The 25,262-nt window shown below is 40.4% G+C and carries 26 protein-coding genes and 5 tRNA genes; 22 read left to right on the top strand and 9 right to left on the bottom strand.

From position 1 onward, the window contains the following. Nucleotides 1-30: 30 nt before the first annotated feature. Both rplS and tyrA read left to right on the top strand, forming a co-directional pair. Nucleotides 31-390 (top strand): 50S ribosomal protein L19, encoded by a 360-nt coding sequence (gene rplS / locus BGP78_RS16510; protein WP_010362248.1) that lies wholly within the window; start codon nucleotides 31-33, stop codon nucleotides 388-390. 178 nt (nucleotides 391-568) lie between these two features. Then, complete coding sequence (gene tyrA / locus BGP78_RS16515) at nucleotides 569-1,690, top strand: bifunctional chorismate mutase/prephenate dehydrogenase (protein ID WP_404936053.1); 1,122 nt, start codon at nucleotides 569-571, stop codon at nucleotides 1,688-1,690. A gap of 40 nt (nucleotides 1,691-1,730) precedes the next feature. Here tyrA and BGP78_RS16520 read toward each other — a convergent pair whose 3' ends face one another. Further along, complete coding sequence (locus tag BGP78_RS16520; RefSeq protein WP_119862403.1) at nucleotides 1,731-2,885, bottom strand: chorismate mutase; 1,155 nt, start codon at nucleotides 2,883-2,885, stop codon at nucleotides 1,731-1,733. 339 nt (nucleotides 2,886-3,224) lie between these two features. On the opposite strand from BGP78_RS16520, the gene BGP78_RS16525 reads away from it, so the two are divergent. Further along, complete coding sequence (locus tag BGP78_RS16525; RefSeq protein WP_119862404.1) at nucleotides 3,225-6,209, top strand: EAL domain-containing protein; 2,985 nt, start codon at nucleotides 3,225-3,227, stop codon at nucleotides 6,207-6,209. Here the strand turns inward: BGP78_RS16525 and BGP78_RS16530 are convergent. Next, nucleotides 6,206-6,535, bottom strand: coding sequence for a stress response translation initiation inhibitor YciH (locus tag BGP78_RS16530; RefSeq protein ID WP_119862405.1), 330 nt, complete (start codon nucleotides 6,533-6,535; stop codon nucleotides 6,206-6,208). The genes BGP78_RS16525 and BGP78_RS16530 overlap by 4 nt on opposite strands. 214 nt (nucleotides 6,536-6,749) lie before the next feature. Between BGP78_RS16530 and BGP78_RS16535 the strand changes: the two genes are divergently transcribed. From BGP78_RS16535 to BGP78_RS16550, 4 genes are all read left to right on the top strand, one after another. Continuing rightward, nucleotides 6,750-7,055 (top strand): STAS domain-containing protein, encoded by a 306-nt coding sequence (locus BGP78_RS16535; RefSeq protein ID WP_010362243.1) that lies wholly within the window; start codon nucleotides 6,750-6,752, stop codon nucleotides 7,053-7,055. Nucleotides 7,056-7,081: 26 nt separating this feature from the next. After that, complete coding sequence (locus BGP78_RS16540) at nucleotides 7,082-8,728, top strand: SpoIIE family protein phosphatase (protein WP_119862406.1); 1,647 nt, start codon at nucleotides 7,082-7,084, stop codon at nucleotides 8,726-8,728. 168 nt (nucleotides 8,729-8,896) lie between these two features. Continuing rightward, the gene (locus BGP78_RS16545) at nucleotides 8,897-9,559 is read left to right on the top strand and encodes a GAF domain-containing protein (protein WP_119862407.1); all 663 of its coding nucleotides are present in this window, start codon (nucleotides 8,897-8,899) and stop codon (nucleotides 9,557-9,559) included. 129 nt (nucleotides 9,560-9,688) lie between these two features. Next, nucleotides 9,689-10,879, top strand: coding sequence for an amino acid aminotransferase (locus BGP78_RS16550; RefSeq protein ID WP_119862408.1), 1,191 nt, complete (start codon nucleotides 9,689-9,691; stop codon nucleotides 10,877-10,879). 41 nt (nucleotides 10,880-10,920) lie between these two features. Here the strand turns inward: BGP78_RS16550 and BGP78_RS16555 are convergent, their stop codons facing one another. Further along, a complete protein-coding gene (locus BGP78_RS16555) occupies nucleotides 10,921-11,241 on the bottom strand; it encodes a YebG family protein (RefSeq protein WP_119862409.1) in 321 nt (106 codons plus the stop codon). A gap of 276 nt (nucleotides 11,242-11,517) precedes the next feature. Between BGP78_RS16555 and BGP78_RS16560 the strand changes: the two genes are divergently transcribed. After that, a complete protein-coding gene (locus BGP78_RS16560) occupies nucleotides 11,518-11,829 on the top strand; it encodes a ComEA family DNA-binding protein (RefSeq protein ID WP_119862410.1) in 312 nt (103 codons plus the stop codon). A gap of 22 nt (nucleotides 11,830-11,851) precedes the next feature. Here the strand turns inward: BGP78_RS16560 and BGP78_RS16565 are convergent, their stop codons facing one another. Then, nucleotides 11,852-12,169 (bottom strand): hypothetical protein, encoded by a 318-nt coding sequence (locus BGP78_RS16565; protein WP_119862411.1) that lies wholly within the window; start codon nucleotides 12,167-12,169, stop codon nucleotides 11,852-11,854. Beyond that, on the bottom strand, nucleotides 12,166-12,690 hold the full coding sequence (gene dsbB, locus BGP78_RS16570) for a disulfide bond formation protein DsbB (protein ID WP_119862412.1): 525 nt from the start codon (nucleotides 12,688-12,690) through the stop codon (nucleotides 12,166-12,168). Before dsbB ends, BGP78_RS16565 begins: the two co-directional genes overlap by 4 nt. 182 nt (nucleotides 12,691-12,872) lie before the next feature. Between dsbB and fadR the strand changes: the two genes are divergently transcribed. Together fadR and BGP78_RS16580 are read left to right on the top strand one after the other, a co-directional pair. After that, nucleotides 12,873-13,586 (top strand): fatty acid metabolism transcriptional regulator FadR, encoded by a 714-nt coding sequence (gene fadR / locus BGP78_RS16575; RefSeq protein ID WP_119862413.1) that lies wholly within the window; start codon nucleotides 12,873-12,875, stop codon nucleotides 13,584-13,586. 474 nt (nucleotides 13,587-14,060) lie between these two features. After that, the gene (locus BGP78_RS16580) at nucleotides 14,061-14,666 is read left to right on the top strand and encodes a peroxiredoxin C (protein ID WP_010362234.1); all 606 of its coding nucleotides are present in this window, start codon (nucleotides 14,061-14,063) and stop codon (nucleotides 14,664-14,666) included. Nucleotides 14,667-14,855: 189 nt separating this feature from the next. On the opposite strand, the gene BGP78_RS16585 is transcribed toward BGP78_RS16580, so the two are convergent. The 3 genes from BGP78_RS16585 to smrB form a co-directional block, all read right to left on the bottom strand. After that, nucleotides 14,856-15,110, bottom strand: coding sequence for a hypothetical protein (locus BGP78_RS16585; RefSeq protein WP_119862414.1), 255 nt, complete (start codon nucleotides 15,108-15,110; stop codon nucleotides 14,856-14,858). 181 nt (nucleotides 15,111-15,291) lie between these two features. Further along, nucleotides 15,292-16,092: a response regulator gene (locus BGP78_RS16590; protein WP_119862415.1), complete on the bottom strand. Its 801-nt coding sequence runs from the start codon at nucleotides 16,090-16,092 to the stop codon at nucleotides 15,292-15,294. 123 nt (nucleotides 16,093-16,215) lie between these two features. Further along, nucleotides 16,216-16,767: an endonuclease SmrB gene (gene smrB, locus BGP78_RS16595; protein ID WP_119862416.1), complete on the bottom strand. Its 552-nt coding sequence runs from the start codon at nucleotides 16,765-16,767 to the stop codon at nucleotides 16,216-16,218. A 93-nt stretch (nucleotides 16,768-16,860) separates the two neighbouring features. On the opposite strand from smrB, the gene prmB reads away from it, so the two are divergent. From prmB to BGP78_RS16610, 3 genes are all read left to right on the top strand, one after another. Next, nucleotides 16,861-17,796 (top strand): 50S ribosomal protein L3 N(5)-glutamine methyltransferase, encoded by a 936-nt coding sequence (gene prmB / locus BGP78_RS16600; protein WP_119862417.1) that lies wholly within the window; start codon nucleotides 16,861-16,863, stop codon nucleotides 17,794-17,796. A 56-nt stretch (nucleotides 17,797-17,852) separates the two neighbouring features. Continuing rightward, entirely contained in the window at nucleotides 17,853-18,953 is a 1,101-nt protein-coding gene (gene aroC, locus BGP78_RS16605; protein WP_119862418.1) for a chorismate synthase, read from the top strand. 70 nt (nucleotides 18,954-19,023) lie between these two features. Continuing rightward, nucleotides 19,024-19,467 (top strand): SHOCT domain-containing protein, encoded by a 444-nt coding sequence (locus tag BGP78_RS16610; protein ID WP_119862419.1) that lies wholly within the window; start codon nucleotides 19,024-19,026, stop codon nucleotides 19,465-19,467. Between the two features lie 269 nt (nucleotides 19,468-19,736). Here BGP78_RS16610 and folD read toward each other — a convergent pair whose 3' ends face one another. Beyond that, on the bottom strand, nucleotides 19,737-20,591 hold the full coding sequence (gene folD, locus BGP78_RS16615; RefSeq protein ID WP_119862420.1) for a bifunctional methylenetetrahydrofolate dehydrogenase/methenyltetrahydrofolate cyclohydrolase FolD: 855 nt from the start codon (nucleotides 20,589-20,591) through the stop codon (nucleotides 19,737-19,739). Between the two features lie 27 nt (nucleotides 20,592-20,618). Here folD and BGP78_RS22690 point away from each other — a divergent pair, with 27 nt between their 5' ends. The 9 genes from BGP78_RS22690 to clpX all read left to right on the top strand — a co-directional run bounded on the left by BGP78_RS22690 (nucleotide 20,619) and on the right by clpX (nucleotide 25,206). After that, nucleotides 20,619-20,759 (top strand): hypothetical protein, encoded by a 141-nt coding sequence (locus BGP78_RS22690; protein WP_182912305.1) that lies wholly within the window; start codon nucleotides 20,619-20,621, stop codon nucleotides 20,757-20,759. Between the two features lie 174 nt (nucleotides 20,760-20,933). Beyond that, nucleotides 20,934-21,010, top strand: a tRNA-Pro gene (locus BGP78_RS16620). 52 nt (nucleotides 21,011-21,062) lie between these two features. Next, nucleotides 21,063-21,139 (top strand) — tRNA-Arg (locus BGP78_RS16625). Nucleotides 21,140-21,168: 29 nt separating this feature from the next. Beyond that, nucleotides 21,169-21,244 (top strand) — tRNA-His (locus BGP78_RS16630). A 21-nt stretch (nucleotides 21,245-21,265) separates the two neighbouring features. After that, nucleotides 21,266-21,342: transfer RNA gene (locus BGP78_RS16635), tRNA-Pro, on the top strand. A 27-nt stretch (nucleotides 21,343-21,369) separates the two neighbouring features. Beyond that, nucleotides 21,370-21,446 (top strand) — tRNA-Pro (locus BGP78_RS16640). A gap of 276 nt (nucleotides 21,447-21,722) precedes the next feature. After that, nucleotides 21,723-23,027, top strand: coding sequence for a trigger factor (tig, locus tag BGP78_RS16645; RefSeq protein WP_119862421.1), 1,305 nt, complete (start codon nucleotides 21,723-21,725; stop codon nucleotides 23,025-23,027). Nucleotides 23,028-23,180: 153 nt separating this feature from the next. Beyond that, entirely contained in the window at nucleotides 23,181-23,798 is a 618-nt protein-coding gene (gene clpP / locus BGP78_RS16650) for an ATP-dependent Clp endopeptidase proteolytic subunit ClpP (RefSeq protein WP_119862422.1), read from the top strand. Between the two features lie 121 nt (nucleotides 23,799-23,919). Then, on the top strand, nucleotides 23,920-25,206 hold the full coding sequence (clpX, locus tag BGP78_RS16655; RefSeq protein WP_119862423.1) for an ATP-dependent protease ATP-binding subunit ClpX: 1,287 nt from the start codon (nucleotides 23,920-23,922) through the stop codon (nucleotides 25,204-25,206). Nucleotides 25,207-25,262 lie beyond the last annotated feature (56 nt).

Genomic DNA, 25,262 nt, shown 5'->3' on the forward strand with positions numbered 1-25,262 from the left:
ACAGTTACACCTAGGAATGTGAGAAATATAATGGCAAAAGTAAACCAAAATATTATTAAAGCGCTTGAAGAAGAGCAGCTTAAAAAAGACGTACCAGTGTTCGGCGCTGGTGATACAGTAGTTGTACAGGTACGTGTAAAAGAAGGTAACAAAGAGCGTCTACAGGCTTTTGAAGGTGTTGTAATCGCTAAGCGTAATCGCGGTCTACATTCAGCTTTCACTGTTCGTAAGATCTCGAACGGTGAAGGTGTTGAGCGTGTATTCCAAACGCACAGCCCTCTTATCGATAGCGTTACAGTTAAGCGTCGCGGTGCAGTTCGTCGTGCTAAGCTTTACTACCTACGCGAGCGTTCAGGTAAATCAGCACGTATTAAAGAAAAACTTAATTAATACGAGCGTTTATCACGCTGAAAAAACAGGCCACTCTTTGAGTGGCCTGTTTTGTTTTATACGCTATATTTATCCTTCTGACTTATTTTTATATCTTTTATCATCGCACCCTTCCTGATAGACTTGCTGTATTGTATTTTTTACACTGTAATTATAAGTTTACAACATGGCAAGTGAAATGAATTTAGATACTCTGCGTAGTGGCATTGACGAGTGTGATACCGAATTGGTCGCTTTGTTGGCAAGGCGTAGAGCTTTAACCGAACAAATTGGTGTTGTTAAGCAAAAGTCGGGAGCACCTTTACATGCTCCAACTAGAGAAGCTGAGCTTATTGCAGCCAGAAGGGAGCAAGCCAAAAGCAGTGGCGTTAATCCGGACTTAATTGAGGATATTCTGCGGCGTATGATGCGTGAAGCCTATGAGAATCAACAAAGCTTATTGGCTTGTGCTGCGCCTGAATTATCACCGATTGTGATTGTTGGTGGTGAGGGGGCAATGGGGCAATTGTTTGCAAAACAGTTTCGCCGGTCTGGCTATGAAGTACGAGTGTTAGATAAACCGCAGTATGCGGAAGCTGACGTAATATTAAGTGGTGCAAAACTGGTTTTGGTCAGTGTGCCAATTAATGCGATTGATGATGTTGTCGCGAAGTTACCTGCATTGCCTGATGATTGTGTTCTCGCAGATATTACGTCTGTTAAACAAGGTCCTTTAAAATCGTTAATGCAAAAGCATAATGGCCCAGTGGTGGGGTTGCATCCAATGTTTGGTCCAGATATATCCCATTGGGTAAAACAAACAGTGGTTGTGTGTGATGGCAGACAAGCAGGTAATTACCAAGGGCTATTAGAGCAGTTGAGTATTTGGGGATGTCAATTGGTTAACATCGATGCAAAAAAACATGATCAAGCAATGCAGATCATTCAAGTTATGCGCCATTTGACGACTTTTGTATATGGTCAGTTTTTAGCAAAACAATCACACACGCTAAAAGAGCTTCGAAGTTGTTCTTCGCCTATTTATCAACTTGAACTTATGATGGTGGGAAGATTGTTTGCTCAATCTCCAGAATTATATTCAGATATAATGCTCGCTCAATATAACGACGTTGAAGGGTTATTAGCGAGTTATCAAGATACGTTTAGTAGCACCTTAGAATTATTGAAAGCGGGGGATAAAGAGGCTTTAATCGACGCGTTCGCTCAAGCAAAACAATACTTTTCTTGCAGCGTCGGCCAGTTCTTATCTCAAAGTCGTGGGCTATTAAATAAAGCTAACGATGCAAAAGTACTAGATTGATGAAAAAGAAATAGCGCTAATGCGCTATTTCTTGGTTATGTTATAAAACATCTACAGCCTGTAACGATTCACTTTGATAACAACCTAGCACTCTTACAAATTGGGTATGTTCTTTGAGCTGCTCCATCGCTTCTTGGACGCGCTTTTCAGCGGTATTCGCTAATAAGTCGACGTAGAAAACTTCTTCCCATGGGTTTCCTGGCACAGGCCTAGATTCTAACTTGACCATATTAATGTTATGACATTTGAATACCATCAAAGCGTCTGCTAATGAACCGACCTGTTGTTTTGTCGCCATAATTAAGCTGATCTTGGTAGGAAGTTGGGTAGAAACCTGTAAAGCTTCTCGTGCTACGACAATGAATCGACTGTGGTTCTCGGCTTGATTGGCCAAGCCGGTTTTGATGACTTCCAATCCTATATTTTTGCCTGCTTGTGCAGAGGCGATTGCTGCGCTCTGTGGTGTATCAAGTGCAGATTGAAGTGCACTGGATGTTGAATCACAGGCTTCGTGTTGTATATCACCTAGCCCTTGTAAAAAACGGCTACATTGGGCAAAAGGTTGATGATGTGCAAATATTTTATTAACGTCTTTTAATTCTGTACCAGGGTTCGTCAATAAACAATGCTCTACTGTTTGAGTTACTTCTCCAACGATTGAGACTTGGGCATGTTGTAGTAAATCAAACACCTCGTTAATACTACCAGAGCTGGTATTTTCAATAGGGAGTAAACCGTAATCAGCTTGGCCACGTTCAACTTGTTCGGTAATTTTGTCAAAGCTTGGGCAGCCAAGCTCCACGACTTTACCTGGTCGACGGCTAAAGTACTTATGACAAGCAAGCTGGCTATAGGAGCCTTGACCACCTAAGTAGGCAACTCTATGGGTATCACCTAACGCTTCTGGGTTAAGACTTTTTTGTAATAAAGCCTGTTGATTTAATACTGAGTCCTCAAGGATAGTTTGAAAAACACTATTGATATAAAATGCATCTAGGCCAAGTGATTTACCATAGCTAATCAGCTTTTCAAGTAGTACTTGTTCCCGCTCTTCATCTCGAATAGGTTTATTGTTAGTAATTTTGTATTCTAATACGCTGTGGCTTATGCGACGGCGCTTTGCAAGCAAAACCATTAGGTCGGAATCAATCTCATTGATATCACGACGCAGTGCATTTAATGTATTTTCAGTCATAGGTTCTCTCATTCCCAATGCAAAAAAAAACCTCCCAGTTGGGAGGCTTAGCTATTTGTGTTACACGCAAACAGTTCAGCCTCTTCACCTAAAGAAGCTAAAAAAGAAATATGTAGTGTGTGCAATCTTAACTGTCATATTGTGTTATAAATAAATTAAGTTAAATATATTATTACCATACTTTAAATTAGTTCTACAAGTGATTATTTTGAAAAGTGCCTTTTGAGCGCTAGAGTTCTTACTGTTAGGCAGTGATACGAACGTGACTTATGTTGTATGTATCTGTTATATTAATTTTAGATTAATGAAAAAAATTATAAATATGATAAGGGTTTAAAAGTGGTCAATCGTCGGCCCCCTTCAAGGTTTGGTGCAAACTCTCTAAGTGTGAAGTTATCCATGTTGATCTCGGCAGTGTGCTTAATTGCGGGTGTTTTTGCTGCCGCATTAATGTTGAAATCAGAAGAAAGGCAACTTATTTACGAAGAGTACACAGAATTAAAGCGAATAAGTAGTCAAGCAGTTCACCAGTTTAGTCAATATTTAGATTTGAAAACCAGCTTGGCAGAACAAGCAAATATTGTTGTTGCTAAACAATTATTTACTGAACAAACACTGTTGCCAGAACAATCTACCTCTTATATAGATGAAAAAAATGGTGAGTTCCGCAGTACTTCAAAGAATGGTTTATCAGCAGCTTATTTATCTGGTGATACATTAAAAGAAAAAGATAGACGCCTATTTTCTCAGTCAGAATCTCTTTGGAACATCATTGCGCCGCCATTACTACAAGACTTTTTTAATTTTTACTTAGTGACGAAACAAAATTTTGTACGAATAGCCCCACCGAATATTTTACTAAATAGTTCACCAAATTCGGCGCTATTCAGTACACACGCATTACCTTTACTAAGAGAGGAGCTAAACCCAACCAGAGAGGCAATATGGTCTAGAGTACATTTTGATAATGTGTGGAACAAGTGGGTGATCAGTATTTTAGTGCCGCTATACAATAATGAACAGTATGTCGGATTTACGGGCACAGATCTGGAGCTCAAGACGTTACTTTCACATTTACCTGCTCCGGACTCTAAACAAGGTTTTGTGATATTTGATCAGCAAGGAAATATTATTGCAGCGCCTAACTTAGGAGTTCAACGAGCGACAGATACTGCTTCTTCAGCGCAAGCGATTTCTATCCCCGAATTGAAGAATGTTATTGAATCAGCTTTATTGGTTAAATTACCAGAATTCCAAGACGAATTTACCTTAGGCGGTGAAGGCCACATCATAAATATTAAACAGTTAAAACAACTAGATTGGTATATTGGTGTGTATAAAAAAAGAGACTTAGCACTCTCCGCATTAGAAGAACTGAAAGTTAAGTTCTTCGGCTTATTTTTGCTTTATGCGTTATTTGTCGCTTTGTTGTTGCATCAAGTACTATATCAATTGGTTTTAGGTCGTATTAATTTATTAGTCAATGCTGTCGTTGGGTTTGGTCGAGGGCAATGGGATATGCCATCTATGCCAAGCAGTAACGATGAAATAGGTCAGCTCAATGCTTCATTCAACGACATGAGTGAAGAAATTAAAAAGCTGGTGACAGGTCTAAATCAACGGATCACAGAAAAAGAAATTGCAGAAAAGGCGGCAAATAGATTATCAAAAGCCGTTTCATTTTCTGGCACGGCGGTTGTGATCACCAATGAGCACTTCCAAATAGAATATGTAAACCCCAAAATGCTTGAAATGACAGGGTTTGAAGAAGGGCATTTTTTGAGCGCCCCTTTGCTGAGTATTATTTCAAAAGAGATGGCGATTCTAGTCGACGATATCGATATTGATTTACGCAGCCGAAATTATTGGCGCGGAGATACTATGCTTGCAGGCTCTGATCCAAAGCCGATTTGGGTAAGTTTAAGTATTTCTCCAATCAGAGAAGATGGTGGTCAAATCTCTAGCTATGTTGCGTCGGCACAAGATATTTCTTTTGTGAAAGAGAGCCAACGAAAAATGGAGGAGTTAGCGTATTTTGACACGTTAACGGGTTTAGCAAACAGAACCTTCTTTAGAATGCAGTTGCGTAAATCAATGGCGTTAGCGGAACGGGGCCATTATGCATTTGCTTTATTCTATTTTGATTTAGATGAGTTTAAACGGATCAATGATACGTTAGGTCATGATGCGGGTGACAGGTTGTTAGTAGAAGTAGCTGAACGATTAAAGTTACGGTTAAGATCTGAAGATACGATTGCGCGACTAGGTGGTGATGAATTTGCTGTGCTTTTAAGTGGTATTGATAAGCGTGAAAATGCCATGGAGGTGGCGCATATTATTCAACGTACATTAAATAAGCCAATTAAGTTGGGTAATAACGAAGTGATTGTTAGCGCAAGTATTGGTATCACTATGGCGCCATTCGATAGTAAAGAAGAAGAGCAATTATTGAAGCACGCTGATTTAGCTATGTATGAGGCTAAGGCGAAAGGTCGTAATACATTCCATTTTTATTCGCAGGAATTGGATGCCGCTGCAAATGAGCGGCTATATATTGAAAATGAGTTAAGGCAGGCAATAAAGGCAAAGCAATTTACGCTGTTTTATCAGCCTCAAGTTGACTGTAAAACGATGAATATTGTCGGTTATGAAGCGTTGATCCGGTGGAAGCACCCAGAAAAAGGTATGATCCCACCTACAAAGTTCATTCCGATCGCAGAGGCAACGGGCCTGATTGTGGAATTAGGTGCGTGGGTTCTTGAAGAAGCGTGCTTGTTCTCTATGCGCTTGCAACGACAGGGCCGCTCTGGGAACATGTCTATTAACCTTTCAGCACGTCAATTTAAAGATGCGCATTTAATTGACGAAATCTCAGATGTATTACAAAGAACCCAGATGCCAGCTGAAAAGCTACACTTAGAATTAACAGAAAGTATGTTGATGGGGGATGTGGAAGCCGCAATTACTCAGCTACATCAGATGAAAGACTTAGGTGTTGGTTTATCTATAGATGATTTTGGGACTGGCTATTCCTCATTAAGCTACCTTAAGCGCTTTCCTGTAGATAGTTTAAAAGTTGACAGATCATTTGTTAAGGATATACCTGCTGACTCTAATGATATGGAGATCACCGCAGCAATTATTGCAATGGCGCAAAAACTCAATCTACAAGTTGTCGCTGAAGGGGTTGAAACAAAAGAGCAGGTGGCATTTTTGAAGCGTAATAATTGCTATATAGTACAAGGCTACTATTATAGCCCACCGTTACCTGAGCATGAAATTGAGATATTCCGCGCTCAGTTACAAGACAGTGCCGGCAATTAGCCGCCGGCTATTTTCACTTTAAAGTTAAGTGATTCTAATATTAATTTGAGCTTATTACGGTCATCACCCTGTACTTCAATGATGTTGTCTTTTAGTGCCCCGCCTTGACCCATTTTACTTTTCAGCGTTTTTGCCAGTTTTTTAAGATCATGCTCTTGAGGGTCTATTCCTACAACAAGCATGACACCTTTGCCTTTTCGACCTTTAGTTTGTTTTTCAATACGTATTGCACCGTCTTTAAATAATTTGGCTTGTGCTTGCGGTTTTGCTTCTTCGGTATTGATACGGCCCATATCGGTAGAGTATACCAAGCGGTTATCTGACATTTTTATCCCACTTTTATTTTTTGTACGATTAACGGTGTATTTTAGATATTTTAATGTCTGATACCAAGCTTATTTTAAGGTGAAGATCTATTAAAAAGGCACTCTACAAAAATAAATTACATTTGATAACGTTAATTTTTGGCGAAAAAATGTAAAAGCGTTATATTTAAGTCAGTGCACGGATAACAAATTCAAACCATATTAGGAGCTTAAGATGAGTTTGAGCAAGAATGCTTCAGCGGATGGGAAAACATTGACCATCCAAATCAGGGGAAAGTTCGATTTTAATTTAGTACAGTCATTTCGCCAAGCGTATGCAGAAGTGGGTGAACAGACTGAAAAGGTTGTAATAGATCTGCGTGAAACAGATTACATGGATAGTTCTGCGCTGGGTATGTTATTGAATATGAAAAAGACTTTGGGTGACTCTATCGGAAGTATCCATATTAGTAATTGCCGACCTCAGTTAAAGAAAATATTGCAAATATCGCGCTTCGACAAAAAGTTTGATATCGATTAACGTTAATTACTGTAAGGCCCAAGCCTGTGCGTATTCTAGTTGTCGATGACCAACCGCTTAATTGTACTTTACTCAAAGCAATGCTGGAACAGCAAAGCTATCATGTTGAAGTTGCTAATGATGGGCGGCAAGCGCTAGATGTATTGCAAAGTACGGACATCGATATCGTCCTTCTAGACGTGATGATGCCAGTTATGGATGGGTTTGAAGCTGCGCCAAAAATTAAGCAGTTAGCGGGGGATGTGTATTTACCCGTTATATTTATTACTGCATTAGAAGACCATGCAAGCTTTGAAAAATGTTTAGCCGTTGGGGGTGATGATTTTATTCATAAGCCTTTTGATCGAATTATATTATCAGCAAAGATCAAAGCGCATGCCCGTACTCGAAAGCTGAGCCAAGAAGCCCACCTGCAAAAAAAACAACTAGAGTACCATTACAACCAAACTGAGCGTGAACATGAGATAGTTGAACATATATTCAGCAACGCGCTATCTCAGCAGGTCACATTCCCGCATCATTGTGACTTTCACTTATCTCCAGCATCCATGTTTAACGGTGATATGTTCTTGATGGCGCAAAGCCCGATGGGCGGGTTTTACTGTTTGCTAGGTGATTTTACTGGGCATGGCTTAGCTGCCGCTGTCGGTGCTCTGCCAGCATCTCGGGTATTTTATACCATGGTTAATAAAGGCATGGCTGTTAATGATATTGCCTTTGAGCTAAATAATGTGCTGTATAGCTTGCTACCTGGTCATATGTTTTGTGCAGCTGCGATTGTCGAGCTGAGTGAGTCGGGGAAAAGTATTTCAGCTTGGCTGGGGGGGTTACCTGACTGCTATTTGATAGATCAAGAAGGCCTGCTACTTCGAACATTAGAATCGCAACATATGGCACTGGGTATATTGGATGAAGATGAATTTGAGCGAAATTTAATCCACCTTGAAGTAAAACCGGATCAACGGCTTGTGATGGCCACCGACGGTATAATTGAAACTGAAAGCCAGCAAGGTGAGATGTTTGGTGAAGCGCTATTAAAAACAGTGTTATCTAGCACTCCATTAATAACGACATCAGACATAATCGACAAGGTTCATACGTTTTCAGAGCATGGTGAGCAGCAAGATGATTTGAGTATTGCAATTATTAACTGTATTGCTAGCGAAGCGCACCGACTAGAAAAGCCGATATATTCAAGTTTACCATTTAATTTTTCCATGAGCCTCAATGCAAACCAGATGAAAGGCACAGACCCCATTTTAGAGTTAGTTGATGTGTTAAGTCAGGTTGAAGGGATAAATGAACATCGCTCTAATATATTTTTGCTGCTGTCAGAGGCATATAATAATTCACTCGATCATGGCGTACTGGGTCTCGACTCAGAAATTAAAAACCAAGAAGATGGATTCTTTGAGTTTTACCAATTGAGAGAGCGAGCACTTGCTAACCTTAGCGATGCTTTAATTATTATTTCAGCGCGTTATTGCCCCGATTCTTTATGTCTTTATTTTTCTATATGTGATTCGGGTAATGGCTTTCGGAATAAGCAAAGTAGTAGCACAGAGTTGTTACGAGAATATGGTAGAGGCTTAAGTTTACTCACTGAAATTGCTCAAAGTATAAAATATAACCATGCTGGAAATGAAGTAGAAATGGTTTATTCATTACAATAACCTCTTGCCCACCTTTATTTTTACAATCAAAATTTTTTACTCTCAGCGACGTGGTTACTCACGGTTATTTTATATTCGTTATTTGCATAGATAGCGGTAACTGAACATTTGCAAAATGATATTTTCATGGTAGTCTCCAAATATACTTATAGATGTGTAGATGGCTAAATGATTTCAAAATACCTTACTCGTGCTAACGTAGATATCAATGTTTCTCAAATTGAAGGGGCATTGTCTGAACTGGATAGTTTTATCGCTGAGACAGCGAATAAACAGGAAGCGGTTTGGTCGTTTATGATCCCAGAATTAGGGGAAGGTGGTGCATGTAGTTTATTTGGGCATCTGCAAGAGACTCCGTTTGAATTAGAAAGTTATTTAGTGCGTTCACCCCAAAGTGATCTGCGTTTAAGTCAACTTCAGACCATCGTGCACTATATTCAACAACGGACTAACGTTGATTGGTTTGGTATATATCAAAATACTGTAACAAATGATGGGCTACAGCTTTTAAAGCTCTCTTATTGTGGTGCTCCGAGCCGACCGTTGTTCCCTGTAAATGATACTTTTGCAGCGACCAGTAATAATGTACAAGTTGTCATGAGTGGCTTAGGGCGTGTTATCAATAATGTGCAAAGTTACGTAGAAAGTGGTGGTGAATACTATACATGCGATCCAAAAGTGCAGTCTGAGAGTTGTCTACCACTTTATGATGAACATATGCAATGTATTGGAATTATTGATGCGGAAGCGTTTCGGAACGATTTTTTTACAGCGGAAACTTTAGCAATACTAATTGCGGCATGCATTAGAATTCCTCACTATTTACCGTGAGGGCTAGACTATTGTTATAGACAATTTATGTTACTATAAAGCCAGTTTTAACCCCCGTTTATTCAGTGCATATAAGCTGTTATGCCAATTAGCTTTATGCTGAGATTACACTAATAAAAGAGATAACCTATGTTCTCAACATTGAAACCTTTACCGACAGATCCGATCCTTGGTCTTATGGCTGCATACAAGCAAGATACAAACCCGAATAAAATTGACTTGGGCGTGGGTGTTTATAAAGACGAGCAAGGTAATACTCCTGTTTTAAAGGCAGTAAAAAAAGCGGAAGCATTTAGATTAGAAAACGAAACGACGAAGTCTTATATTGGCTTGGCCGGAAATTTAGATTTTTGTCAAAAAATGGAGTCATTACTACTTGGTGAACATAAAGCGCTATTGGCAAACCGTGTTCGCACAGCGCAAACACCAGGTGGTACGGGTGCACTTCGTGTTGCCGCTGAGTTCATAAAACGCTGCAATACAGATGCGACTGTTTGGGTTACAACACCGACATGGGCTAATCATATTAGTTTATTTGAAGCCGCAGGTCTGACAGTAAAAGAATACCCTTATTATGATTATGAAAATAAGGGCTTATTGTTTGATGAAATGATCGACACATTAAAGCAAGTGCCAAAAGGGGATGTTGTTTTAATACACGCATGTTGTCATAACCCTAGTGGTATGGACCTGAATGAGGAGCAATGGAAAGTTGTTGCTGATCTAGCAAAAGAAGTTGGTTTTACGCCACTGGTAGATATTGCGTATCAAGGCTTTGGTAGTAGTTTAGATGAAGACGCAAAAGGCTTACGTTTGTTGGCTGACACAGTAGAAGAGATGCTGATCTGTTCGTCTTGTTCGAAGAACTTTGGCCTTTATCGCGAGCGCATTGGCGCATGCTCATTGATTTCTAATAACAGCGCGACAGCGGATGTATCAAATTCAGTTTTATTGAGTGTTGTACGTAGCATTTACTCAATGCCGCCAGCACATGGTGCTGACATTGTTAACACTATTTTAAGTAGCACTGAATTGACTCAACTATGGCACGACGAGTTAGATGAAATGCGCATACGTATCAATGGGTTGCGTAGTTTAATTAAGAACAGTCTAGCTGAAAAGGGTGTTGCTCAGGATTTCTCGTTTATTGACCAACAAAATGGGATGTTTTCATTCCTTGGTATCAATAAAGCACAGATTGACCGTTTGCAAAAAGACTATGCTATTTACATTGTGGGCTCAAGCCGAGTAAATGTTGCAGGCGTTAGCCAGACAAACATAGACTATTTCTCAAATGCGATTGCTGACGTTCTAAAATAACCAGCATCAAGCATAAAAAAACCGCTCTATGAGCGGTTTTTTTATGCTTGATTAAGCTTTGTTACTTTTCCATCAGAGTTGTCGGTGTCATCAGCATCAGCATCTACCTTCTTTGCTTTTTTGGGTGTATCGGGCTTAGCGCCTTTGAGTACGGATAAGAATTCATCTTTTTGTTTTGCGATTTCTAATGCTAAAGATTCAACTTGTTGTTCGCTCAGCGGCACATCCACTTTGCTGAGCATGTGTTCAAGTGATTCAGCAACGTCCAACATTTTATCGTAAGCATCAGCCTCTTTTTTACTGGTAAAGGTCATGCGCTCGACTCCATTTCTTTCTACAACATACTTGATAACAACAGCCATGATCACTCCTGCGTAACACTGTTTTTTTATACAGTAATATTTAAAATAGCAACTTGCAAGCAGATTATCATAGTTTTAAAGTGAATAATATGACAGAACACAATCACTAGATACTATTAATCTTATTATAAACAGTGACTTAGTTATTTTAAGGGATTTTAAGTTGACAAATCTATGACGAAGAACTTTATTTAATAAGCCTAATAGATGTTAGGTTATTCGATATTTAGAGCATCGCTCTTTATGACATCATATGAGAATTTCCAGGAGGGAAATATGCATATAAAACGTATGTTACTGATCACTTCGTTACTCTTTTTTACACATAGCTATGCAGCGGAAAAAGCACCATCACTTCTAACTCCAAAATCACAACCTGACAATATTGAACATATCAGAGTAATCAATGTGAACTCAGCGCATTTAGAAGAACTTGCCGCTTTGCCTGGTATTGGTAAGAAAAAGGCACAAGCAATTATTGACTATCGGATTAAACACGGTAATTTTTTTGATTTGACGTCACTGAGCCAGGTGAAAGGGATAGGGCAAGGTATATTGGGAAAATTAGAAGGTAAAGTCGCTTTTTAGTAAATGGCTTACAACACAAGCCTTAGTTGGCTTGTGTTGTATTTTGTTGTTTAAATAGACTGATTGCTTGTGCAAAGTGTGGTCTAGCAAACCAGATATCAATTGGTGATGTGAGAAGTGGGTAGAGTAGCCCTGCCACTAACAATAAGGGAACAAGTATCCAGCCTTTTATGTAGGCAAACATAATAAAGAATGGGATCAAGACACATAGTTTGGCGATTCTTAAACATACTTTTTGTGTGGCCGAAAGTTCAGCAATAGCCAATGCTAAGATTTGCTGTTTTTCTCTTAGCTTATATGGCGTGAGGGCTGTGATTTGACTAAGTTTCCATGCAATCATGATTTTTGCCCTTTGTGTGATATAAGGTGACAAACCATCACGCCAATAAAAGTGAGACTATAAAAAGCAAAGATCACTTCCATCCAATTAGGCATACTCATACTCATAAATTCCCAATCTATATTTCCACAATCACCTGTTGCAGCAAAGAAAGCGGGTAACCACTCGTGCAAAGGTAAAACAGCTGGAAAGTTCGGTACTATGTCACAGGTAAATGCAAAAGGATCTGTGGTTATCTGCATATACGTATGTTCACGCGCAATGAGCCAACCCCAGATACTGGCGATGCCCCATAGTATCAAACCCGAAGTTCTCAATAGAAGATTGTTTGGTGCAGTAAGGCCTATGATACCAGCGAATAACAGACCCAACATCGCCGTTCTTTGATAAATACACATAATACATGGCTCTAATCCCATGTTATATTGAAAAAATAAGGCGACAGCTTCGAAAATAAACGCACTGAGTGCAAGCAATCCCCAAGCTTTACGAGAGTAGGGTAAATTCGCTATCCAATTCATAATTCTTCCTAATATTTTTTATATATTATGTGTCATGAGAGGTAAGCACTGCAACCGTTGTCAGATAAATCTACGCATGAATAAGCTGGTTTAGAGATCTTTGCTTGTTAGTTAGCAGGCATCTGGTACAATCAGTGGCTTATCAAAATGATGCAGTCGCATGTTTAACGAAGTGGTGTTAGATGAGAATTTTCAAAGCCAAAAGCCCAGCAGGATTTGCTGAGGAATATATTGTCGAATCAATTTGGAATGGTGAGTTTCCACCGGGTTCTATCTTACCTGCTGAGCGTGAATTATCTGAGTTAATTGGTGTTACGCGAACTACGTTACGTGAAGTATTGCAGCGTCTAGCTAGAGATGGCTGGTTAACTATTCAGCATGGCAAACCGACACGCGTTAATAACTTTTGGGAAACATCTGGTTTGAATATTCTTGAGACATTAGCACGTCTTGATGAAGACAAAATGCCAGAGCTGACAGACCAATTGCTATCAGCTCGCACGAACATTAGTGCGATATATACACGTGCAGCCATTAAAGTTAATCCTGAGCAAGTAATTGAAATTTTATCAAAAAGTGATGAGTTAGAAGATGCTGCAGATGCATTTGCTGAATACGACTATCGTGTTCATCACCAATTAGCTGCTGCGGGTAACAATCATATTTATGTATTGGTTCTAAATGGGTTCAAAGGTTTGTATTCTAAAATTGGTGGACACTACTTTTCAGATGCACGTACACGTGAACTCGCTCGCCAGTTTTATAAAGATTTAACGGTATTAGCTGAGAACAAAGATCATGATGGCGCTATTTCGTTAATGCGTAAATACGGTCATCAAAGTGGTGAAATTTGGCTCCAATTGCGTGGTGATATGCCCGCAAACATAATGGATTAACCACTACTTGATAAAAAAGCCTCGCACCGCGAGGCTTTTTTGTATCTGCGACTGTAATTAACCTCAGCTCTGGATAAGCGAATTTGCCCCATAAAGCTATTTTTCTCACTCTCGGCCTTGCTTTCATTTGTAATGGCCCGCTATTACTGCATAAAAGCGCCTTGATATTGAGCAAAATATCATCATTGGATTGTATGTAAGTTTGTTTTCAAAACATTTTCTATTCCAAAACCTTTATCCAAACCTGAAGTTAATTAACAGAGAGTGGGTTAGACAAAGTGCATTCATAAAAATCGATTGCACCTATCGTTAAAATCGATTATCAATTTATCCCGCAGACGCATACACTTAGGCAAATTTTTGATTGGGGTTGTTTTCTCGGTTAACGCCTCAATATAAGCAGTAATAATGTAATGACGTCGTGTTAATGTATGCGACTAAATTGGATATAAACCTAACTATTTGGAGAATACAATGGGTGTATTAGTAGGCCGTCAGGCACCAGATTTTACAGCAGCAGCAGTATTAGGAAACGGTGAGATTGTAGATAGCTATAACCTACATGAGACTATTAAAGGTAAAAAAGCAGTTATCTTCTTTTACCCACTAGATTTCACTTTCGTATGTCCTTCAGAGCTAATCGCATTCGATAAGCGTTTTGAAGAGTTCCAAAAACGTGGCGTTGAAGTGATTGGTGTTTCTATTGATTCACAGTTCTCACATAACGCATGGCGTAATACTCCTGTAAATGAAGGTGGTATTGGTCCAGTGAAATACGCACTTGTTGCAGATGTTAAGCATGAAATCTGTCAGGCATACGACGTTGAGCACCCAGAAGCTGGTGTTGCTTTTCGTGGTTCATTCCTTATCGATGAGACTGGTAGCGTACGTCACCAAGTCGTTAATGACCTTCCACTAGGTCGTAACATCGACGAAATGCTACGTATGGTTGATGCATTAGCATTCCACAGTGAGCACGGTGAAGTGTGTCCAGCTGGTTGGACTGAAGGTAAAGCTGGTATGGATGCAAGCCCTGAAGGTGTTGCTAAATTCCTATCTGAAAACGAAAGCGCGCTATAATTCGCTTTAGTTTGATAACCCGCCATCTGGCGGGTTTTTTTATGTCTCATACCCGTCTCTTTGAATTACTCTAATTACTTTCATGCTAATGAAGACAACCTGTGATTAACTCTCTTCACTAACTCAACACTTAAGTATCCGATAAACAAACTGATCACCGGTAACGCAAATAAGCTTACAAGTACAGTCTCATTTGTCATCATTATCACCTGTGCTTGTGGTGGTATTAGAAGTATTGGTATTTTGTTTTTCTGACTCTTCATTTAATTTTGCGACCATGGAGCGGACAGTAGCAGATTTAACTTCTTCAATCTGTGTTGAAATTATTGAGTTAATTTGACTCGAGACTTCATTGTATAGCTCGGATGTTAAGGTATTTGCCTGAGCTGATATGCTAGCGCCTAGAAAAAGTGTAGTGATAGTCAATTTGGTGAAAATAGTCATAGCGGTGTTCCTTTGTGTATGTTATTTAATTAGTCGTATTAACTATTACAAAGGTTGTGCCAAACTTAATATATTTTTTATCTTGTTGATAATTAGGAGGTTATGTTGTTTTTAGTTTTAATTCTCAAATGTCTGATTAATAGATCTAACCAGACATTTGGTCAGTTATGCTAAATATTGGTTAATCTTGATCTAGCAGTTGATAGATGAGTTTTTTAACCGTATCGGGCTCAAAAGGTTTATCACACATTGCATTGACGCCAGATTGTGCAATGTTTGCTAAATGGGTGTCATTTGCTTCTGAGGTGACCATAAGTACTGGAATATGGGCGTGTTCATCGCTATTACGAATTGTTTCGGTCAGCTCCTGGCCATTTACTGAGGGCATGTTGTAGTCTGTAACGATAAGATCGAACATATGCTCTTGTAATATCTTCAGGGCGTGGGCACCATCCTCTGCTTCACAAAAACGCTGGGCACCTAGGTTGGTTAATACTCTGCGTATGTGATTGCGAGCAAGTCTTGAATCGTCAACGATGAGAATACGTAAATCATGTACGTCGTAAAGGTCAAGCTCTAGCTCTTGTGGCGCTAAAATATCTAATGTGGCATTTATTGCTCGTCCTAAGTGCACCTTGTTAAACGGTTTAGGTAGGATGGCAATAACACCAGATTGTTTAAATATTTCTAGTTCAGCTTTTCGGGTTTCACTAGACACAAGCATGAAAGGCACGCCATGTTCACTAAGCTCGGTATTTATGTATGCTTGCAGTTCTTGGGCCGTGCCGTCACTAAAGTACATACTAGAGATCACGAGATCAGGAATACTGGTTGCTAACATGGTTTTAGCGCTTTCAAGTGAATCAGCAAAGTCGATATTAGAGATGCCTTCTTCTTGCAACTCTTTAGCAATAATCTTTCTTTGCGTGGCAGAAGGCTCGATAAGTAATATGGCTAGATCAGCACTGAGTAATTCGTTCATTGTCACCCTAATTTATTGCTTACCTAATATAAGTAAGTACTACATCAATAAGAATACAATATAACGTATTAGTAATACCCCAGCTAGAAAATTTACAGCACTTTTACAGAATAATTGCGAATCTTAGCGCCTAAACTCATCAGACTGAGGTAAGTCAACTAGGATCAGTACGGCACCTTTACCACCATATTCCAGTGGTGCTTGATGTATTGCGAGTATATCTGGGTGCTGTACAAGGTACTGCGGTACTTTATGCTTTAATATTCGCTCTCCAATACCATGCACAATACATGCGCAGTAATAATGCTGCTTTTTGCAAGCGTGGATCAGTGCTGCAAGCTCATCTTTTGCTCGGTCTTTATTTAAACCGTGTAAATCGAGCATTAATTCGGGTGCAAAATCACCCCGACGTAGCTGTTTTGCGAGGTACTTATCTGCACCTGGGCGCACGTAATTCACCGTACCATGAGTATCAATATCTGGTACATATTCGTCTGAAAAGTAAAACTCAGCTTGATGTTGCTTTGTTTGCTCACAGAGGGCGTCTCCAACATGCGTTTTGACTGGTTTTTTAAAGCGAACGGTATCTTGCTTTAGCTCTTTGGCCCCGCTAATTGATTGGCGGAATAAATTAAAATCATCTTCATCAGTCATGGAATTCACATTTAGCAGCATTTATTAGCGCATTCTAAATAAAAAAAGCGTAAAAACCTAGCTGAAAAACCGTTACAATAGCGCTAAATAAGTACCATTTAGTTGAGACACGCAATGAGTGAATTACAGATCACCGAAGAGATTGCCGAAGAGGCATATAGTGAATTATTAACGATACAAGATTGGTTGCGTTGGACTACCAGTCAGTTTGTCAGCCATGGCTTGTTCTTTGGGCATGGCACTGATAATGCGTGGGATGAAGCGGTGAGCCTAGTGTTGCCTATTTTGAACTTGCCGCTTGATGCGCCAACGGAGCTGATGCAAGCTAAGTTAACGCGTACTGAAAAAATTCGCTTGATGAGCTATATCGTAGGGCGCGTAGAAGATAGAACACCAGTGCCTTATTTGACAAATCAAGCCTGGTTTGCTGGTTTGCCATTTTATGTTGATGAGCGTGTGTTGATCCCACGTTCTCCATTTGCTGAGTTAATTGACAATCGGTTTGCCCCCTGGGTTGCTGAGTCTCAGCCGGTAACGCGTATTTTGGACATGTGTACGGGGTCGGCATGTATTGCGATAGCGTTAGCTAATAAGTTCGAAGATGCACAAGTCGACGCGGTCGATATTTCATATGATGCGCTTGAGGTGGCTAATATCAATATTAGTGAACACATGCTGTATGACCGAGTTTTTGCGATTCAATCAGATGTATTTAGTGGTGTACCGGGCCAAAAATACGATCTAATTGTTGCGAATCCGCCTTATGTAGATGCTGAGGACATGGAAGATTTACCTGATGAATTTCATCATGAACCTGAACTTGGCCTATCATCGGGTGATGATGGGCTAGATGTTACCCGGACAATTTTGTTAGAAGCGGCTGAGCATTTAACGGAACAAGGCGTATTATTTGTCGAGGTGGGTAATTCTATGGTACATATGGATGCTTTATATCCGGAAGCACCCTTTACTTGGCTTGAATTTGAGCGAGGTGGCCTCGGGGTATTTATGATCTCGAAACAGCAGTTAGTCGAGTACTTTAATAACTAGGGCTGGCTTGTTAACACAGCAGCGTTAGGCATTGTCATTTGGAATGAGGAAGGGTAATGGCAGGAAATAGTATAGGACAGCTATTTAAGGTAAGTACCTTTGGCGAAAGCCACGGTCTTGCTTTAGGTGGTGTAGTGGATGGTGTGCCAGCAGGTTTAGCGCTGTGTGAAGCGGATATGCAATTTGACTTAGATAGACGCAAACCAGGACAAAGCAGATATACGACACAGCGCCGAGAAGGGGATGAAATTAAAATTTTGTCTGGCGTTTTTGATGGTAAAACCACAGGGACCAGTATTGGTCTGATCATTGAAAATACCGATCAACGCTCGAAAGATTATGGAAAAATAGCAGAAACATTTCGACCGGGCCATGGTGATTACACTTATTGGCATAAATATGGGCATCGTGATTATCGAGGGGGTGGTCGCTCATCCGCTCGTGAAACAGCAATTCGAGTTGCCGCCGGTGGTATTGCTAAAAAATATTTGAAGCAAATACACGGGATTGAAATTAATGCATGTTTATCTCAACTTGGGCCAATTAGTGCTGAGCAGTTTGATTGGTCACAAGTGGAACAAAACCCATTTTTCTTTCCTGATCAAAGTAAACTTGATGCATTAGATGACTATATGCGTGACCTTAAAAAACAAGGTGATTCGGTCGGTGCAAAAGTCACTGTGGTCGCGAAAAATGTACCCGTGGGGTTAGGCGAACCGGTATTTGATAGACTCGATGCTGAATTGGCGCATTCATTGATGAGTATTAACGCTGTTAAAGGTGTTGAGATTGGCGATGGTTTTGACTGTATTACGCAAAAAGGTTCAGAGCATCGTGATGAATTAACCCCAGAGGGTTTCTCAAGTAATCACGCAGGTGGTGTCCTTGCAGGTATTTCTACAGGGCAAGATATTATTGCCTCTATCGCTTTGAAACCCACTTCAAGTATTACAATCCCAGGCCAAAGTATTAATACGTCAAACGAACCCGTAGAGATTATCACCAAAGGTCGGCATGATCCGTGCGTTGGTATTCGTGCTATTCCTATTGCTGAAGCAATGGTAGCCATTACTTTAATGGATCATTTATTACGCCAGCGTGGGCAAAACCCCAATGTTAATTTGGCTCATGGGCCAATTAAAGGCCAAATTGATTAATAATCTTTGATATCACCACATTGTGGCGTATTACTTGCTGATCTCTTTCTAGGTAAATAAGGAGATCAGCATGTTATTGTTCAGAAGTACCACAGAATCTAGCTTCCAAGTGAAGCAAGCCCCCCAAAGTGAAAAAAGCCAGCCACTAGCGCCACAAGAGCGGCAAGAATTTACCAAAGAGATGGCAACCTATACACCCTCTGAAACCACAAAGTCATTACAGAATAAAAATGTGTCGGTTTACTCCAAAGATGACTCATTTTTAGGCCAGATGAAAGAGGCGTTATTACTTAGCCGTATGGGGGTGAGTAAAGAAAAGGTGGACGAGTTGCGCGCGAAGCTCGACGAACTTGATAAACTACTTGCAAGTGGAGGTATTTCACAAGAAGAGTATCAACAGCAAAGAGAGTTGATTGAAAAAGAACTGGCGAAAGAGTATCAAAAGGGTGCTAAACAAGAAGAGGTCATTGACGCTGAAGAGAAGGTAAAATCAAAGATTGGCGACCTTGATTAAGCGCGCTAACATTCGTACGGACATCTCTATTGTAGTATAAATCACGTATTAATACGGCAGGTTGGTTGAATCGAAGGTGAGCAGCTTATTGGTGCTGTTGATAGCGTGTTTGCGCTGTTTGCGCGTAATGTATCTAGTTACTTATCTTCATATTTGCACATGTATATAACATAATTGGCACCAAAAACCTGAATAGTTAAACTTAATCAGCAAGTAAAAAGCCGCTGTTTTATTGCGGCTTTATTGAGTGCGTTTGAGGCGTAGCTGTATTAGCTGTGGTACTTCTCGCATGCTTCTAACGTATTCTCAATCAAACTCGCTACTGTCATCGGGCCAACGCCCCCAGGTACCGGTGTGATGAAACTTGCTTGTTGTTCAGCGATGTCATATTGCACATCACCGACCAATTTTCCTGACTCTAAGCGGTTTATACCAACATCGATGACCATTGCACCTTCTTTCACCCAGTCACCAGGAATAAACTCTGGTTTGCCTACGGCAACCACTAATAGGTCAGCGCGTCGCACATGTGCTTCTAAATCTTTAGTGAACTTATGACAGACAGTTGTAGTACAGCCAGCGAGTAGTAACTCTAATGACATTGGGCGACCAACAATATTGGATGCACCGACGACAACAGCATGCATACCTTTATAGCGTACGCCAGTAGAGTCAAGTAGTGTGATGATCCCTTTAGGTGTACACGGGCGTAGTGCGGGCATACGCTGTGCTAATCTACCAATATTATACGGATGAAACCCATCAACATCTTTATGAGGGTGGATACGTTCTAACACTTTCTCTGCGTCTAAGTTTTCTGGCAAGGGGAGTTGTACCAAAATACCATCAACTTCAGGATCATTGTTCAATGAGTCGACCAGCTCTAACAATTGTTCTTCGTTGGTATCGCCTGGGAGGTCGAAAGATTTAGATATAAAGCCAACTTCATCGCAGGCTTTGCGCTTAGAGCCTACATATACTTGACTTGCTGGATCTTGTCCGACTAGGACTACTGCAAGTCCCGGTGCCCGCAGGCCTTGCTCTATTCTTTGTTCTACACGTTTTGTGACTGTGTTACGAACCTGTTTGGCGATAGCCTTACCATCTATGATGTTTGCCGTCATGGTTGACCTTTATTAGGAGTTAAAAACTTGAACGATAAAGAGCGTAAAGGGGTTGCTCTGAAATTGCTACTTAATATTAGTAAAGCAATGGCGGTATTTTCTCATAAAAAGCATGAATGGGCCAAGGAACAATCAAAACAAAGCGACTTTAATAAAGGCATGTATTAAGAGGAATATTAAAAACTGTATAAATTTCAGCAAACTGATCTAAAAAATGTACTTTTTGAGGTAAAAGTAGGCAGTTAGACTCTTTTTTTAAAAAAGTGTTTGACCTACCTCGGTCAAATCACTATTATGCACCCCGTTGTCAACGAGGACACTCCGAAACAACAAAAATGGTAACGGCGATTAGCGCAGTTTGGTAGCGCACTTGGTTTGGGTCCAAGGGGTCGCAGGTTCAAATCCTGCATCGCCGACCACTTTCTCTTTGTTATTTAAAGAGAAAGTAAGGAAGAACTAGGTTCTGACGATGCGCCCGTAGCTCAGCTGGATAGAGCAACGCCCTTCTAAGGCGTTGGTCGAAGGTTCGAATCCTTCCGGGTGCGCCATTTTAAAATTTGTAAGACTCTATGTAGTGGCGGCTGTAGCTCAGTTGGTAGAGCCCTGGATTGTGATTCCGGTTGTCGTGGGTTCGAGCCCCATCAGTCGCCCCATCTACATTGAAAATATAAAGTCGGCGATTAGCGCAGTTTGGTAGCGCACTTGGTTTGGGTCCAAGGGGTCGCAGGTTCAAATCCTGCATCGCCGACCACTTTTCAAAATTCATGCTTTATATTATCGGCGATTAGCGCAGTTTGGTAGCGCACTTGGTTTGGGTCCAAGGGGTCGCAGGTTCAAATCCTGCATCGCCGACCACTTCTCTCTCTAGTTTTATCATCTTATTCAATCATATTTTAACCACTTAACTCTTTATTCCTTATTAATTTCTTTTCATCACTCGACTATCGAATTTTATAGGTTATAATGCCGCGTCTATTATTAAACATAGCGCCCAGTAAGGGCAGGCAGCAAGAATCACTCCTGTAATTAGCCTTTGAGCGAAGTTTCGCTTTGAGCTTAATTTTGGCAGGGTGCATTACTTGTTTGTAAGGAAGGCGCGTTGTCGCCCAAAATTGAAGATTGAGGTAAATCATGCAAGTTTCTGTTGAGACGACTCAAGGCCTTGAGCGCCGTCTGACTATCACCGTTCCTGCAGAGAACGTTGAGACTGAAGTTAAAAAACGCTTACAACAACTGTCAAAAACTCAGCGTATCGACGGTTTCCGTCCTGGTAAAGTACCAGTGTCTGTGATCACTAAGCGTTTCGGTGCTGCAGTTCGTCAAGAAGTTGCAGGCGATATCATGCAACGTAACTATATTGATGCTATTGTTGCAGAAAAAATTAACCCAGCAGGTGCTCCAACTTTTGCACCTAAGTCTTTAGAAGCTGGTAAAGATCTAGAATTTGACGCAACATTTGAAGTATACCCAGAAGTAGCGATTAAAGACCTAGATAAAATCACTGTTGAAAAGCCAGTAGTTGACGTGACTGACGCAGATTTAGCAAACATGCTAGAAACGCTTCGTAAGCAACATGCTGATTGGGCTGAAAGTGATGCGGCTGCAGGCGAAAATGATCGTGTAACGGTTGATTTCGTTGGTACTGTAGACGGTGAAGTATTTGAAGGTGGAAAGGCAGAAGACTTCCCACTTGAGCTTGGACAAGGTCGTATGATCCCAGGTTTCGAAGACAACATCATTGGTAAAAAAGCAGGCGAAGAAGTTGTTGCTGACGTAACATTCCCTGAAGAATACCATGCAGAAAACCTAAAAGGTAAGCCTGCACAGTTCACTATCACTGTTAAGAAAGTAGAAGTTCAAGAACTTCCAGAGCTTAATGATGAGTTTTCAGTGAAATTTGGTGTTGCTGAAGGCGGTGTTGACGCACTTAAAGAAGAAGTGAAGAAAAACATGACGCGTGAACTTTCTCAAGCTGTTAAAGCTAACGTGAAAGATCAAGCGATCAAAGGTCTTCTTGAGCACAACGAAACAGACGTTCCAAAAGCACTCGTAGATCAAGAAATTGATGCATTACGTCAGCAAGCGGCACAACGTTTTGGTGGCAACGCACAAAATATGCCTGAACTACCTGCAGAATTGTTCCACGAGCAAGCAGTAACACGCGTTAAAACTGGCCTATTACTAGGTGAAGTTATTAAAGCAAACGAGATCAAAGTAGACGACGCAAAAGTTGAAGAACTAATTGCAACAGTTGCTTCTGCTTATGAAGATCCAACAGAAGTTGTTGCTTATTACAAAGGCAACGAACAAATGATGCAACAAATGCGTAACGTAGCAATGGAAGAGCAAGCAGTAGAGTCAATTCTAGCTGCTGCGTCTGTTACTGACGTTGAAAAAGCATTCGATGACATCATGAATCCTCAGCAAGGTGCGTAATAAGTCATTGACTTAACGCTAAGCTAACGATTTAATGGCTCGTGACGTTCTGCAAAATTGCAGCGTGTCCGAGCCTTTTTAGTTTATAGGCTACCAAGACCAACCAATTCGCAGCACTATCCAAAGTATCGCTGCGCATAAGGAATGAAAAATATGAACGACGGTATGATCGATCCTTTCAATGCATTAGTACCTATGGTTGTTGAGCAAACAGCTAAAGGCGAGCGCTCTTTTGATATATTCTCACGTTTGTTAAAAGAACGTATTATTTTCTTGACTGGACAAGTTGAAGATCAAATGGCTAATTTGATTGTTGCCCAACTATTGTTCTTGGAATCAGAGAGCCCTGATAAAGACATTTTCTTGTATATCAACTCACCTGGCGGTTCTGTGACTGCGGGAATGTCGATATATGACACAATGAACTTTATTAAACCAGATGTCAGTACTGTGTGTGTTGGTCAAGCGGCAAGTATGGGAGCATTCTTGCTGTCAGGCGGTGCAAAAGGTAAGCGTTATTGTTTACCTAACTCTCGTGTGATGATCCATCAACCATTAGGTGGCTTCCAAGGTCAGGCGTCTGATTTCGAAATTCATGCGAAAGAGATTTTGTCTATTAAAGAAAAGCTAAATAGGCTAATGGCGGAACACACAGGCCAGCCGTATGAAGTACTGGCAGGTGATACTGACAGAGATAATTTCATGAATGCGCATGAAGCATTAGAGTATGGTTTGATTGATGCAGTGCATACACGTAGAGAACTTAAGTAAAGAATTAGGGAATGCGATGTTATCGCATTCCTGACTATGCCAAACTGAAAAATATTTGGTATAGTGAAGACATTGTAGATGGTTGTCTATTGAGATAACTAATAGAAAATGAGGTAGCTGAATGTCCGACACTCCAACAGACGGCGACAAAAGTAATAAACTCTTATACTGTTCGTTTTGTGGTAAGAGCCAACATGAAGTGCGCAAATTAATTGCGGGACCTTCTGTATATATTTGTGATGAATGCGTTGATCTGTGTAACGACATTATTCGTGAAGAAATTAAAGATATTGCGCCAAAACATGACGCAGCAGATAAATTACCTGTTCCAAAAGAAATTCGTAACCATTTAGATGATTATGTTATTGGTCAGGAGCACGCCAAAAAAGTGTTGTCTGTTGCAGTTTACAATCATTATAAACGTCTTAAGAATCAAGGCTTAAACAAAACTGATGTTGAGTTGAGTAAGAGTAATATTCTTTTGATCGGGCCGACGGGTAGTGGTAAGACATTACTGGCAGAAACTTTGGCTAGATTACTTGATGTACCATTCACTATGGCCGATGCGACAACATTGACAGAAGCGGGTTACGTTGGTGAAGACGTTGAGAATATCATTCAAAAGCTGTTGCAAAAATGCGATTATGATGTTGAAAAAGCACAGCGTGGAATTGTGTACATCGATGAAATTGACAAAATTTCGCGAAAATCAGATAACCCGTCTATCACAAGAGACGTGTCTGGTGAAGGTGTACAACAAGCATTGCTTAAGCTAATAGAAGGGACTGTTGCATCTGTTCCACCACAAGGTGGACGTAAGCACCCTCAGCAAGAGTTTTTGCAAGTTGATACCTCAAAAATCTTGTTTATCTGTGGCGGAGCATTTGCTGGATTAGATAAAGTGATTGAGCAACGCAGTCATAAAAACGCAGGTATCGGTTTTGGTGCACAAGTAAAATCTGCTGACTCATCGCGTTCGTTAAGTGAGACATTTAAAGATGTTGAGCCTGAAGATCTGGTTAAGTATGGTTTGATCCCTGAGTTCATTGGTCGCTTGCCGGTTGTTGCAACTTTAACTGAGCTGGATGAAGATGCTTTAATTCAAATATTGAACGAACCTAAAAATGCATTAACCAAGCAATTTGCTACATTGTTCCAAATGGAAGATGTTGATTTGGAATTCCGTGAAGACGCGCTCAAAGCTATTGCTCACAAAGCGATGGAGCGAAAGACTGGGGCACGTGGTTTACGTTCAATTGTTGAAGCTGTATTGCTTAATACGATGTATGAGCTGCCGTCAATTGACAATGTCAGTAAAGTTGTTGTTGATGAAACAGTCATTAAAGGTGAGTCAGATCCGATCTTGATTTATGAAAATAGTGGCCAAGACAAAGCTGTCTCAGAGTAATACCACTGTTTAAGAAAAAGGAGCCTAGTGCTCCTTTTTTTATCAACATATTGAAC

Origin of the sequence: Pseudoalteromonas sp. MSK9-3 (assembly GCF_003590335.1) — a bacterium.
Taxonomy (GTDB): Bacteria; Pseudomonadota; Gammaproteobacteria; order Enterobacterales; family Alteromonadaceae; genus Pseudoalteromonas.

What these genes read in the sequence shown, in the direction of transcription:
- BGP78_RS16530 (WP_119862405.1), bottom strand. Translation starts at nt 6,535, where the DNA reads ATGTCAGATAACCGCTTGGTATACTCTACCGATATGGGCCGTATCAAT.
- BGP78_RS16585 (WP_119862414.1), bottom strand. Translation starts at nt 15,110, where the DNA reads ATGACTATTTTCACCAAATTGACTATCACTACACTTTTTCTAGGCGCT.
- BGP78_RS16610 (WP_119862419.1), top strand. Translation starts at nt 19,024, where the DNA reads ATGTTATTGTTCAGAAGTACCACAGAATCTAGCTTCCAAGTGAAGCAA.
- BGP78_RS16590 (WP_119862415.1), bottom strand. Translation starts at nt 16,092, where the DNA reads ATGAACGAATTACTCAGTGCTGATCTAGCCATATTACTTATCGAGCCT.
- aroC (WP_119862418.1), top strand. Translation starts at nt 17,853, where the DNA reads ATGGCAGGAAATAGTATAGGACAGCTATTTAAGGTAAGTACCTTTGGC.
- rplS (WP_010362248.1), top strand. Translation starts at nt 31, where the DNA reads ATGGCAAAAGTAAACCAAAATATTATTAAAGCGCTTGAAGAAGAGCAG.
- folD (WP_119862420.1), bottom strand. Translation starts at nt 20,591, where the DNA reads ATGACGGCAAACATCATAGATGGTAAGGCTATCGCCAAACAGGTTCGT.
- prmB (WP_119862417.1), top strand. Translation starts at nt 16,861, where the DNA reads ATGAGTGAATTACAGATCACCGAAGAGATTGCCGAAGAGGCATATAGT.
- tig (WP_119862421.1), top strand. Translation starts at nt 21,723, where the DNA reads ATGCAAGTTTCTGTTGAGACGACTCAAGGCCTTGAGCGCCGTCTGACT.
- fadR (WP_119862413.1), top strand. Translation starts at nt 12,873, where the DNA reads ATGAGAATTTTCAAAGCCAAAAGCCCAGCAGGATTTGCTGAGGAATAT.
- clpP (WP_119862422.1), top strand. Translation starts at nt 23,181, where the DNA reads ATGAACGACGGTATGATCGATCCTTTCAATGCATTAGTACCTATGGTT.
- BGP78_RS16555 (WP_119862409.1), bottom strand. Translation starts at nt 11,241, where the DNA reads ATGGCTGTTGTTATCAAGTATGTTGTAGAAAGAAATGGAGTCGAGCGC.
- BGP78_RS16560 (WP_119862410.1), top strand. Translation starts at nt 11,518, where the DNA reads ATGCATATAAAACGTATGTTACTGATCACTTCGTTACTCTTTTTTACA.
- BGP78_RS16535 (WP_010362243.1), top strand. Translation starts at nt 6,750, where the DNA reads ATGAGTTTGAGCAAGAATGCTTCAGCGGATGGGAAAACATTGACCATC.
- BGP78_RS16520 (WP_119862403.1), bottom strand. Translation starts at nt 2,885, where the DNA reads ATGACTGAAAATACATTAAATGCACTGCGTCGTGATATCAATGAGATT.
- tyrA (WP_404936053.1), top strand. Translation starts at nt 569, where the DNA reads ATGAATTTAGATACTCTGCGTAGTGGCATTGACGAGTGTGATACCGAA.
- dsbB (WP_119862412.1), bottom strand. Translation starts at nt 12,690, where the DNA reads ATGAATTGGATAGCGAATTTACCCTACTCTCGTAAAGCTTGGGGATTG.
- BGP78_RS16565 (WP_119862411.1), bottom strand. Translation starts at nt 12,169, where the DNA reads ATGATTGCATGGAAACTTAGTCAAATCACAGCCCTCACGCCATATAAG.
- smrB (WP_119862416.1), bottom strand. Translation starts at nt 16,767, where the DNA reads ATGCTGCTAAATGTGAATTCCATGACTGATGAAGATGATTTTAATTTA.
- BGP78_RS16580 (WP_010362234.1), top strand. Translation starts at nt 14,061, where the DNA reads ATGGGTGTATTAGTAGGCCGTCAGGCACCAGATTTTACAGCAGCAGCA.
- BGP78_RS16550 (WP_119862408.1), top strand. Translation starts at nt 9,689, where the DNA reads ATGTTCTCAACATTGAAACCTTTACCGACAGATCCGATCCTTGGTCTT.
- clpX (WP_119862423.1), top strand. Translation starts at nt 23,920, where the DNA reads ATGTCCGACACTCCAACAGACGGCGACAAAAGTAATAAACTCTTATAC.
- BGP78_RS16545 (WP_119862407.1), top strand. Translation starts at nt 8,897, where the DNA reads ATGATTTCAAAATACCTTACTCGTGCTAACGTAGATATCAATGTTTCT.